Annotated in this window: 12 protein-coding genes; all 12 read left to right on the top strand. The window is 70.4% G+C overall.

The window, feature by feature from the left end; translation table 11 throughout:
- The first annotated feature begins 574 nt into the window (after nt 1-574).
- The 12 genes from ACYQ77_RS28245 (at nt 575) to ACYQ77_RS28300 (ending at nt 10,819) form a co-directional block, all read left to right on the top strand.
- On the top strand, nt 575-2,248 hold the full coding sequence (locus ACYQ77_RS28245) for a nitrite/sulfite reductase (RefSeq protein ID WP_459716522.1): 1,674 nt from the start codon (nt 575-577) through the stop codon (nt 2,246-2,248).
- On the top strand, nt 2,245-2,406 hold the full coding sequence (locus ACYQ77_RS28250) for an Insertion element protein (RefSeq protein WP_396105970.1): 162 nt from the start codon (nt 2,245-2,247) through the stop codon (nt 2,404-2,406). The genes ACYQ77_RS28245 and ACYQ77_RS28250 overlap by 4 nt, the downstream gene beginning before the upstream one ends.
- Complete coding sequence (locus ACYQ77_RS28255; RefSeq protein WP_459716523.1) at nt 2,403-3,095, top strand: phosphoadenylyl-sulfate reductase; 693 nt, start codon at nt 2,403-2,405, stop codon at nt 3,093-3,095. The genes ACYQ77_RS28250 and ACYQ77_RS28255 overlap by 4 nt, the downstream gene beginning before the upstream one ends.
- The gene (gene cysD / locus ACYQ77_RS28260) at nt 3,092-4,000 is read left to right on the top strand and encodes a sulfate adenylyltransferase subunit CysD (RefSeq protein ID WP_459716524.1); all 909 of its coding nucleotides are present in this window, start codon (nt 3,092-3,094) and stop codon (nt 3,998-4,000) included. The genes ACYQ77_RS28255 and cysD overlap by 4 nt, the downstream gene beginning before the upstream one ends.
- Entirely contained in the window at nt 4,000-5,277 is a 1,278-nt protein-coding gene (locus ACYQ77_RS28265) for a sulfate adenylyltransferase subunit 1 (RefSeq protein ID WP_459716526.1), read from the top strand. Before cysD ends, ACYQ77_RS28265 begins: the two co-directional genes overlap by 1 nt.
- Nucleotides 5,278-5,289: 12 nt before the next feature.
- Nucleotides 5,290-6,348: an ABC transporter substrate-binding protein gene (locus tag ACYQ77_RS28270; protein ID WP_459716527.1), complete on the top strand. Its 1,059-nt coding sequence runs from the start codon at nt 5,290-5,292 to the stop codon at nt 6,346-6,348.
- 15 nt (nt 6,349-6,363) lie between these two features.
- Nucleotides 6,364-7,137 (top strand): ABC transporter ATP-binding protein, encoded by a 774-nt coding sequence (locus ACYQ77_RS28275; protein ID WP_459716529.1) that lies wholly within the window; start codon nt 6,364-6,366, stop codon nt 7,135-7,137.
- Complete coding sequence (locus ACYQ77_RS28280) at nt 7,130-8,008, top strand: ABC transporter permease (RefSeq protein WP_459716530.1); 879 nt, start codon at nt 7,130-7,132, stop codon at nt 8,006-8,008. The genes ACYQ77_RS28275 and ACYQ77_RS28280 overlap by 8 nt, the downstream gene beginning before the upstream one ends.
- Nucleotides 8,009-8,737: a sirohydrochlorin chelatase gene (locus ACYQ77_RS28285; protein ID WP_459716531.1), complete on the top strand. Its 729-nt coding sequence runs from the start codon at nt 8,009-8,011 to the stop codon at nt 8,735-8,737.
- A 184-nt stretch (nt 8,738-8,921) separates the two neighbouring features.
- Nucleotides 8,922-9,545, top strand: coding sequence for a cyclase (locus tag ACYQ77_RS28290; protein WP_459716533.1), 624 nt, complete (start codon nt 8,922-8,924; stop codon nt 9,543-9,545).
- Nucleotides 9,546-9,615: 70 nt separating this feature from the next.
- Nucleotides 9,616-10,155, top strand: a complete 540-nt coding sequence (locus tag ACYQ77_RS28295) for a hypothetical protein (protein ID WP_459716534.1) — start codon at nt 9,616-9,618, stop codon at nt 10,153-10,155.
- A 94-nt stretch (nt 10,156-10,249) separates the two neighbouring features.
- Nucleotides 10,250-10,819, top strand: a complete 570-nt coding sequence (locus ACYQ77_RS28300) for a toll/interleukin-1 receptor domain-containing protein (RefSeq protein WP_459716536.1) — start codon at nt 10,250-10,252, stop codon at nt 10,817-10,819.
- The last annotated feature ends 1 nt before the right edge of the window (nt 10,820 follow it).

Genomic DNA, 10,820 nt, shown 5'->3' on the forward strand with positions numbered 1-10,820 from the left:
AAGGACTGCTGTTGAGTGGTGGTGCCTGCCATCCCGTCGACCTCCCGGAGGGCTATCACACCGCGTCAAGGGGGCCCGGCGGCTTGGGCACGGGGTTGCGTTGGGCTTCGGGCCCCCTTGACCCGGTGTGATCGGGCTTCGCCAGGTCGACGGGATGGCAGGCACCCTTCAGTGGGTGGTGGGGCTTGGTCCCGCTTCGCGGGGTCCGGGCGCTGCGCGCCCGGCATGCGGGCGGTACTGCGTCGGGGCGGTTCTTCCGTGGTGACGGGCGTCACCGGCCGAACGGACCTGGCACTTCCGGCGGCCGGGTGCAACCTTCAGCGGGGCCGTCTCACGATGCGGATGGCGGTGGACCACCCCGTGGACGCGTGGCACGCTGAAGTCATGTCCGCTGTTACCGAACTGCTCCTCGTGGCCCGGCGCCACGTGGACTTCGTTCGGGTTTCCAGCGCGATGTGCCGGCGGTAGCCCGCCGCCGCCGTCATCTATTTCTCGTACGCCGGCGCTCGGGTGCGCCGGCGACCTCCCGACGTCGTCCGCGCACACGGGTGCCCAGACCTCGGAGGTCGGACGGGTGTCGTCAACTCCCACCACGAAACGCCAGAAGCGCGGTGAGGGGCAGTGGGCGCTCGGTTACCACGAGCCGCTCAACCCCAACGAGCGCAGCAAGAAGGACGACAACCCGCTCAACGTCCGCGCCCGCATCGAGAACATCTACGCCCACACGGGTTTCGCCGGGATCGACCCGGCCGACCTGCGCGGGCGGTTCCGCTGGTACGGCCTCTACACCCAGCGCAAGCCCGGCATCGACGGCGGCCGCACGGCCACGCTGGAACCGGAGGAGCTGGACGACGAGTTCTTCATGCTGCGGGTCCGCATCGACGGCGGCGCCGTCACCACCGATCAGCTCCGCGTGATCGGTGAGGTGTCGCGCGACTACGCGCGGGACACCGCGGACATCACCGACCGGCAGAACGTCCAGTACCACTGGATCCGCGTCGAGGACATGCCGGTGATCTGGCGGAAACTCGAGGACGCGGGCCTCACCACCATGGAGGCGTGCGGCGACAGCCCGCGCGTCATCCTCGGCTCCCCCGTTGCCGGCATCGCCGAGGACGAGGTGGTCGACGGCACGCCCGCGATCGACGAGATCAAGCGCCGCTACGTCGGCGACAAGGCGTTCTCCAACCTGCCGCGCAAGTTCAAGACCGCGATCTCCGGGCTGCCGGACGTGGCGCACGAGGTCCACGACGTCGCGTTCGTCGGGGTCGAGCACCCCGAGCACGGGCCCGGCTTCGACGTGTGGGTCGGCGGCGGCCTGTCCACGAACCCGATGATCGGCCAGCGGCTCGGGGCGTGGGTGCCGCTGGCCGACGTGCCGGACGTGTGGGCGGGTGTGATCGGCATCTTCCGCGACTACGGCTACCGGCGCCTGCGCCACCGCGCACGCATCAAGTTCCTCGTCAAGGACTGGGGCGCCGCGAAGTTCCGCGAGGTCCTGGAGACCGAGTACCTGAAGCGGCCGCTGGCCGACGGGCCCGCCCCGGTCGTGCCGGAGGTGCCGCGCGACCACATCGGTGTGCACAAGCAGAAGGACGGCAACTTCTACGTCGGCGCCGCGCCCATCGCGGGCCGCGTCTCCGGCAGCACGCTCATCGCGGTGGCCGACGCCGCGGAGAAGGCGGGTTCGCGCCGCGTGCGGTTCACACCGCTGCAGAAGCTCATCGTCCTCGACGTCGTCCAGTCCGAAGTGGACCGGCTGAAGACCGCGCTGGCGGGGCTCGGCCTGCAGACCGACCCGTCGCCGTGGCGGCGCGGGGTGATGGCCTGCACCGGCATCGAGTTCTGCAAGCTCGCGATCGTCGAGACCAAGGCCCGCGCCGCGAACCTCGTCGGCCAGCTCGAGGACCGGCTCAAGGACATCACCGGCGACGTGACCACGCCGATCAGCGTGCACATCAACGGCTGCCCCAACTCCTGCGCCCGCATCCAGACCGCGGACATCGGGCTGAAGGGCCAGATCGTCACCGACGACGACGGCAACCAGGTCGAGGGCTTCCAGGTGCACCTCGGCGGCGGGCTCGGTCTCGACGCCGGGTTCGGCCGCAAGCTGCGTGGCCACAAGGTGACCGCGGAGGAGCTGCCGGACTACGTGGAGCGCGTGGTGCGCAACTACGTTGCCGACCGCAAGCCGGACGAGCGTTTCCCGCAGTGGGTGGCGCGGGCCGACGAGGCGGACCTGAAATGACCGAGCGGGCAACGCCTTTCTACTGCCCCTACTGCGGCGACGAGGACCTTCGCCCGCAGGAGGAACCCCACGCGGCGTGGCTGTGCGGCGGCTGCCGTCGCGTGTTCACCGTCAAGTTCGTGGGACTGAACCTTGCGAAAGAAGAGGTGACCCGGTGACGACCGCGACCGACTTCCGGCGCATAGCGGAGCAAGCGGAGAAGGACCTGGCCGACGCCACCGCGGCGGAAGCCCTGGCGTGGACCGCGGAGACGTTCGGCGACCGGTTCATCGTGGCGTCGAACATGCAGGACGCGGTGCTGATCGACCTGGCGGTCAAGGCGAAGCCGGACATCGATGTGCTGTTCCTGCAGACCGGCTACCACTTCGCGGAGACCATCGGCACCCGCGACGCCGTCGAGGTGACCTACCCGTCGGTGCGGATCGTGAACGCCGAGGCCGAGCAGTCGGTCGCCGACCAGGAGGCCGAGTTCGGGCTGCTGAACAAGACGAACCCGACGCAGTGCTGCTTCCTGCGCAAGGTGGTGCCGCTGCGCAAGACCCTCGCCCGCTACGACGCCTGGGTGACCGGTGTGCGCCGCGTCGACGCGCCGACCCGCGCGAACACGCCGATCGTGCAGTGGGACGACCGCAACGGCCTGGTGAAGATCAACCCGATCGCGCCGTGGACCGACGAGGAGTTCCGCGACTACATCGAGCAGAACGGCATCCTCGAGAACCCGCTGGTCTCCGAGGGGTACCTGTCCATCGGCTGCGCGCCGTGCACCGCGAAACCGCTGCCGGGCCAGGACGCCCGCAGCGGTCGCTGGGCCGGGCTCGCCAAGACGGAATGCGGGTTGCACGGATGACCGCCACCGTACAGACCCTGGACGCGTTGGGGCGCCTCGAGTCCGAGGCCGTCCACATCATGCGCGAGGTCGCGGGCGAGTTCGACCGGCCGGTGATCCTGTTCTCCGGCGGCAAGGACTCCACGCTGCTGCTGCACCTCGCGGTCAAGGCGTTCTGGCCGGCGCCGGTGCCGTTCCCGCTGCTGCACGTGGACACCGGGCACAACTTCGACGAGGTCATCGACTTCCGCGACCGCGTGGTCGAGCGCTACGGGCTGCGCCTCGTCGTCGCCAAGGTGCAGGACTGGATCGACGACGGCCGCCTCACCGAACGCCCCGACGGCACCCGCAACCCGCTGCAGACCGTGCCGCTGCTGGACACCATCACGGAGAACAAGTTCGACGCGGTGTTCGGCGGCGGGCGCCGCGACGAGGAGCGGGCACGGGCGAAGGAGCGGATCTTCAGCCTCCGCAACGCGTTCGGTCAGTGGGAGCCGCGCAGGCAGCGCCCGGAACTGTGGAACCTCTACAACGGCCGGCACCGCCCGGGTGAGCACGTGCGCGTGTTCCCGCTGTCGAACTGGACCGAGCTGGACGTGTGGCGCTACATCCAGCGGGAGAACATCGAGCTGCCGTCGATCTACTACGCGCACGAGCGCGACGTCTACCTGCGCGACGGCATGTGGCTCGCCGAGGGCCCGTGGGGCGGCCCGCGCGACGGCGAGACCAAGGTTCGCAAGACCGTCCGGTACCGCACGGTCGGCGACGGCTCGTGCACCGGCGCGGTCGAGTCCACCGCAACCACGCTCGACGAGGTGATCGCCGAGGTCGCCGCGTCCCGGCTCACCGAGCGTGGCGCGACCCGCGCGGACGACCGGCTGTCCGAGGCCGCCATGGAAGACCGCAAGCGGGAAGGCTACTTCTGATGAGCGATCTCCTGAGGCTCGCCACCGCGGGGAGCGTCGACGACGGCAAGAGCACGCTCGTCGGCCGTCTCTTGTACGACACGAAGTCCGTGCTGGCCGACCAGCTCGACGCCGTGCACCGCGCGAGCGTCGACAAGGGACTGTCCACTCCGGACCTGTCACTGCTCGTCGACGGGCTGCGGTCGGAACGCGAGCAGGGCATCACGATCGACGTGGCGTACCGCTACTTCGCCACCGACAAGCGGACGTTCGTGCTCGCCGACACGCCCGGCCACGTGCAGTACACCCGCAACACGGTCACCGGCGCGTCCACCGCCGAGCTGGCGATCCTGCTGGTCGACGCGCGCAAGGGCGTGGTCGAGCAGACCCGCCGCCACGCCGCCGTGCTCGCCCTGCTCGGTGTCCCCCGGCTCGTGCTGGCGGTCAACAAGATCGACCTCGTGGACTATGACGAGGGCACGTTCGAGGTGATCGCCAAGGAGTTCACGGCACACGCGACGTCGCTCGGCTACCCCGTCGGCGCCGTCCTCGCCATCCCCGTCTCCGCGCTGCGCGGCGACAACGTGGTCGAGAAGTCGCCGCACACGCCCTGGTACACCGGCCCGACGCTGCTGGACCACCTGGAAACCGTGCCGGTGGAGCCGGACCCGCACGAGGCGCCGTTCCGCTTCCCCGTGCAGTACGTGATCCGGCCGCGCACGGCGGACCACCCCGACTACCGCGGCTACGCGGGCCAGGTCGCGGCGGGCACGGTGCGGCCCGGTGACGAGGTCGTCGTGCTGCCCGCCGGCCTGCGCACCACCGTCGAGCGCATCGACACCCCCGACGGTGAGCTGCCGGAGGCGGTGGCCGGCCGGTCGGTGACGTTGCTGCTGGCCGACGACGTGGACATCGCCCGCGGGGACGTGATCGCGGCGGCGGCCGAGGCGCCCGAGCTGACCGACGACCTGTCGGCGACGCTCGCGTGGCTCGCCGACAAGCCGTTGCGGCACAACCAGAAGGTCCTTGTCAAGTCCGGCGCCAAGACCGTCCAGGCAGTGGTCACGGAGTTGCGCACGCGCCTCGACGAGCAGAAGCTCTCCACCCACGAGGACCCCGAAACCCTGACCCTCAACGAGATCGGCCAGGTGTCGCTGCGCACGGCGGAGCCACTCCCGGTCGACCACTACGCGAGCCGCGGCCGGACCGGCGCCTTCCTGGTGATCGACCCGGCCGACGGCACGACGCTCGCCGCGGGGCTGGTCGGGGCTCCTCTTCCGTTGCTGGACAAGGCTTAGGAAGGATCCCCCGTGCGCACTCGTCGTCTCGTCGCCACGATCGCCGCGTTGTCCCTGCTGGCCACGGCGTGCTCACGCGCCGACCGGGGCGACGATGGCGGGGACGCCGCAGCACAGGACAAGGGCCCCGCCGCCGAGCTGCGGCTGGGCTACTTCCCGAACGTCACCCACGCGCCCGCGCTGATCGGCCTGGAGAAGGGCCTGTTCGAGAAGGAGCTGGGCGACACGAAGCTGACCCGCCAGGAGTTCAACGCGGGCCCGAACGAGGTGTCCGCGCTGCTCGGCGGCTCCCTCGACATCGGGTTCATCGGCTCCGGCCCGGCCATCAACGCGTACGCGAAGTCCAAGGGCGAGGCCGTGCGGCTGATCTCCGGCGTCACCTCCGGCGGCGCGCAGCTGGTGGTGAGCCCGGACATCAAGAAGCCCGAGGACCTCGCGGGCAAGACCGTCGTGACGCCGCAGCTCGGCAACACGCAGGACGTGGCGCTGAAGAAGTGGCTGTCGGACAAGGGCCTGACCGGCAAGGTCGAGGTCACGAACATGGAGAACGCGCAGACGCTCGACGCGTTCCGGGGCGGCGACGTGCAGGCGGCGTGGCTGCCCGAGCCGTGGTCGTCGCGGCTCGTGCTCGACGCGGGTGCGACCGTGCTGGTCGACGAGAAGGAGCTGTGGCCGGACGGGCAGTTCCCGACCACCGTGGTGATCGTGCGGACCCAGTTCCTGAACGAGCACCCGGAGACCGTGCGCGCGTTCCTGCGCGGTCTGGTCGCGTCGATCGACTACGCGAACGAGAACAAGGCCGACGCGCAGACCGCCGTGAACACGCAGCTGGAGGCGCTGACCGGCAAGGCGCTCAAGCCCGAGGTGATCGAGCGGGCCTGGTCGAACAGCACGCTCACGTTCGACCCGGTCGCCGGTGAGTTCAAGCAGCTCGCGCAGGACCAGGTGACGGCGGGCATCGCGGAGCAGGCACCCGAGGTGGCCGGTTTCGCGGACCTGACCGAACTGAACGCCGTGCTCAAGGAAGCAGGCAAGCCCGCGGTCGACGCGGGTGGCCTGGACAAGAAGTAGGGGAGACGCGCCACCATGACCGCGACGCTCGAAGTGGGTGTTGAGACCGGCCACGCCGTGCGGCTTTCCGGCGTAGGCAAGACGTTCGGCGCGGGCAGGCGTGCCGTCACCGCGCTCGACGGGGTGGACCTCGAGGTCGCGCCCGGGGAGTTCGTGTGCCTGCTCGGCGCGTCCGGGTGCGGCAAGACGACCGTGCTGAACCTGGTGGCGGGTCTCGACGCGCCCACGGCAGGCGAGATCGAGCTGAACACGTCCCGGCCCGCGGTCATGTTCCAGGAGGCCGCGTTGATGCCGTGGCTCACCGCGTCCCGCAACGTGGAGCTGCCGCTGCGGCTCAACGGGGTCGGCCGGGCGGAGCGGCGCGCGCGGGCCGGTGAGCTGCTGGAGCTGGTGCGGTTGACCGGGGTCGGCGACAAGCGGCCGCACGAGCTGTCCGGCGGCATGCGGCAGCGCGTGGCGCTCGCCCGCGCGCTGGCGTCCGCTGTGGACGGTGGCGCGAACTCCCTGCTGCTGATGGACGAGCCGTTCTCCGCGCTCGACGCGATCACCCGGGACGTGCTGCAGTCGGAGCTGCTGCGGATCTGGCGGGCCACGCGGACCGCGGTCCTGTTCGTCACGCACGACGTGCGCGAGGCCGTGCGCCTCGGTCAGCGCGTGGTGCTGCTGTCGTCGCGGCCCGGCCGGGTCGTGCAGGAGTGGACCGTCGACGATCTCGACCCGGCCGCGCAGGCGACCGTCGTGGACGAGATCAACACCCGCCTCCACGAGGTGATCAGCAGTCATGCCTGAGAGCACCGTCGAGGACGACACCGCCTCCGTCGGAGCCGGACTCGACGCGCTCGACACGCCCTCGGCCGCGGACACCCGCAGCCGGGGGCGCAGGGTCCTCCGCCAGGTGCTGCCGCCGGTGGTCACGCTGGTCGTGATCGTCGGGATCTGGCAGGCGCTGTGGGCGGCCGCGTTCTGGCCGGAGTACCAACTGCCCGCGCCGGCGGACGTGTGGGCCCAGATCTGGGACCGCGTGACGTCCGGCGAGATCGTCGGCTTCCTGTGGGTGTCGGTGCACCGGGCCGTGATCGGCTTCCTCGTCGCGGTGGTCGTCGCGATCCCGCTCGGGTTGCTGATCGCGAACTTCTCACTGGTGCGCCGCGGGATCGGGCCGATCGTGTCCGGTCTGCAGAGCCTGCCGTCGGTGGCGTGGGTGCCCGCCGCGGTGCTGTGGTTCGGCCTGACCGACGCGTCGATCTACTTCGTCGTGCTGCTGGGCGCGGTGCCGTCGATCGCGAACGGGCTCGTGTCCGGCATGGACCAGATCCCGCCGATCCTCCCCCGCGTCGGCAAGGTCCTCGGCGCGGGCAGGCTGGCGTCGGCGCGGCACATCCTCCTGCCCGCGGCACTGCCGGGGTTCCTGGGCGGGCTGAAGCAGGGCTGGGCGTTCTCGTGGCGGTCGCTGATGGCGGCCGAGCTGATCGCGACGTCCCCGCAGCTCGGCGTCGGGCTCGGGCAGTTCCTGCACAACGGGATGTCGCTGTCGGACATGTCGATGGTGATGGCGGCGATCATCCTGATCCTCTTCGTGGGCATCGGCATCGAGCTGCTGGTGTTCCGCCCACTCGAGCGGGCCGTGCTGCGTGCCCGCGGACTGAACGGATCGTTGTAGATGGCACCCCCTCTCGTCGCCGTGGCGCACGGCAGCCGCGACCCGCGGTCCGCCGCCACGATCGCCGCGCTGCTGGACGTCCTGCGGGCGCGGGAGCCCGGGCTGGACGTGCGTGCCGCGTTCCTGGACCTGTCCGCGCCGCGGCTGCCGGACGTGCTGTCCACGCTCGCCGGTGAGGGGCACCGGGAAGCGGTGATCGTGCCGCTGTTGCTGGGGTCGGCGTTCCACGCGCGGGTCGACCTGCCCGCGCTGGTCGCGGAGGCGCACGCCCGGCACCCCCGGCTGTCCGTGTCGGTGTCGGCCGTGCTCGGGCCGGACGACCGGCTCTCCGCTGTGGCACTGCGACGGCTCGTGGCCGCCGGTGCCCGGTTGGACGATCCCGGGCTGGGGATCGTGCTGGCGGGGGCCGGTTCGTCGCACGCACCCGCGAACGAGGCGGTCGCGGCCGTGGCGGCGTCGTGGGCCCGGCGGTTCCCCGTGGCCGGGGTGCGGGCGGCGTTCGCGTCGGCCGCTGACCCGGACGTGCCGGCCGCGGTGGCGTCGCTGCGCGTGGCGGGTGCGCGGCGGATCGCGGTCGCGTCGTGGTTCCTCGCGCCGGGCAGGCTGCCGGACCGGGTCACCACCCTCGCGGGGGACGCCGTGGTCGCCGCGCCGATGGGGGACGCACCCGAGCTGGCGGCGCTGATCGTGGACCGGTACCTGGCCACCGCGGCGGTCGCGGCCGCCTGACCAGCGGTTGCTCCGCTCAGTCGCGCCCGTTCGACCATTGGGCGGCGCTCGTTTCGCAGTCAACCGTGCACTTTCGGTAACCGTGAAGGGTTGACGTGATCGCTACTCGGCAGTAGACAAGGAAGAGCCTGGGCATCACCGGTACCGGAAACACTTACCCTGCAACGGTTCCAAGGTGAGGACAATGAGGTTCACCCTGCTCAAGACCGGCATGGCGGCCGTGGCCGCCGTGGCCGCCTCCGCGGTGCTCCCGCCGACCGCGTCCGCCGCGGCGGACATCGTCTACGACTGCCAGGCCGACACCCCGCTCGGCGCCGAGAACATGACACTGAACCAGACGGTCGACGCCACGGCGCCGGCGTCGGTCGCCCCGGGCGGCGCACTGGACATCGTGGTCGACCCGGCCCCGAACCAGGTCCCGTCCGAAGCGGCGGGCTACCGGGTCAAGAACGTCCACACGTTCACCCTGAAGGTCCCGGTCCCGGCGAACGCGACGCTCACCGGCGTGGACCTGACCGGCGGCTCCGGCCTCGGCGGCACCCCGACCTGGACCGAGTCGAACGGCGTGGTCACGGTGTCCTTCGCGGGCCCGATCGCGGGCGGCAGCACGTTCGAGCTGCCGACGATCACGGCGCACCTGACGGCGGGGGCTTCAGGTGCCATCGAGTCCACCCTGTACGGCACGAGCCACGACGACCCGGGCCTGACGTTCACGGCGGTGGTGTCGACCTTCCTGGGCGACATCTCGGCCCCGACGTCGTGTTTCCCGAACCCCAACCCGGTACTCACGTCGACGGCCATCGGCTGACCGGGCGCGGATGAGAGGACGGTCCCCCTGCAACGGCGCAGGGGGACCGTCCCGCTTTATCATCACGCCCATGACCTGGGGAAGATGGCCGGCAGCGGTGGCGGGTGCCCTGATCCTCGGCGCCGTGGCCGCGGCCGACACCGTCCCGTACACCACCGACGTCCGCCCGATGATCGCCAGGGCCGAACAGTGGTACCGGGCAAGCCCGGTGTACGACCAGGACGCGTGCTTCCGCGCGGGCGACGGCTATGCGCGCACCGACTGGCGCGGCGTACTCGGCGGCTGCCACGAGCCGTACTACCGGACCGACTGCTCGGGGTTCGTGTCCATGGTCTGGGGCCTGCCCGTCAGCTACGCCACCCCGCGCGAAGGCCTGGAACACGACCTCACCGACGTCGCCCGCGTGATCACGAAGGAAGAACTCCGCACCGGCGACGCCCTGCTCGCGTGGGGCAAGCACGTCCGCCTGTTCGACCACTGGACCGACGCCGCGCACACCACGTACGTCGCCTACGACTTCGGCGCCACCCCGGTCAAACACCAGGAGTACACGTGGCAAGCCCCGGGCGAGTACGACTACGTCCCGATCAGGTACACACCGGACCGCTAAATCGCGTTGTCCTTTATTTGTCAACTATTTTCGCGGATTCGTCGCCTATGCTCGGACAGCACCAACGTTCGGGTCGAAGGGGCGACGGCACGAGGTGTCCGACTACGAATTCGATGTCTTCATCAGTTATCGCCGTGAAGGCAATCCCTACAAATGGGTGCGCAACCACTTCCACCCGCGCCTGAAAGATCATCTCGCTGATCACCTCCGCCACGATCCGAAGGTGTTCATCGACGAGGGCATGGAGGTCGGCAGCGTCTGGCCCGACCAGCTCGAAGAGGCCCTGCAGCACACGAGGATTCTCGTGCCGGTGTTCTCGCCGCAGTACTTCCGGTCGCGGTGGTGTCTCGCGGAATGGCACAGCATGGCGGCGCGCGAGAAGCTGCTCGGCCACTCCGGGTTGATCTACCCGGTGTTGTTCTCCGACTCCGACAACTTCCCCAGCTTCGCCCGGGAAAGATCGTGGCGGGACCTGAAGAAGTGGAACCACCCCGACCCGGTGTTCCAGCAGACCATCCGGTGGATCGATTTCCTGCAGGAGATCGAGAACGTCGCCATGGAACTGTCCAAGAGGATCGACAACGTACCGCCGTGGGCGCCGGACTGGCCGATCCAACGGCCGGACCCGCCCATGCCGGGCATGACGCCGCTGCCGAGGTTCTGAC

This window comes from Actinophytocola sp. KF-1 (genome assembly GCF_054661535.1).

Bases quoted from the DNA above. Each gene is read 5' to 3' on its own strand.
- cysD (WP_459716524.1), top strand. From the start codon at position 3,092: ATGACCGCCACCGTACAGACCCTGGACGCGTTGGGGCGCCTCGAGTCC.
- ACYQ77_RS28285 (WP_459716531.1), top strand. From the start codon at position 8,009: ATGGCACCCCCTCTCGTCGCCGTGGCGCACGGCAGCCGCGACCCGCGG.
- ACYQ77_RS28265 (WP_459716526.1), top strand. From the start codon at position 4,000: ATGAGCGATCTCCTGAGGCTCGCCACCGCGGGGAGCGTCGACGACGGC.
- ACYQ77_RS28295 (WP_459716534.1), top strand. From the start codon at position 9,616: ATGACCTGGGGAAGATGGCCGGCAGCGGTGGCGGGTGCCCTGATCCTC.
- ACYQ77_RS28275 (WP_459716529.1), top strand. From the start codon at position 6,364: ATGACCGCGACGCTCGAAGTGGGTGTTGAGACCGGCCACGCCGTGCGG.
- ACYQ77_RS28290 (WP_459716533.1), top strand. From the start codon at position 8,922: ATGAGGTTCACCCTGCTCAAGACCGGCATGGCGGCCGTGGCCGCCGTG.
- ACYQ77_RS28250 (WP_396105970.1), top strand. From the start codon at position 2,245: ATGACCGAGCGGGCAACGCCTTTCTACTGCCCCTACTGCGGCGACGAG.
- ACYQ77_RS28280 (WP_459716530.1), top strand. From the start codon at position 7,130: ATGCCTGAGAGCACCGTCGAGGACGACACCGCCTCCGTCGGAGCCGGA.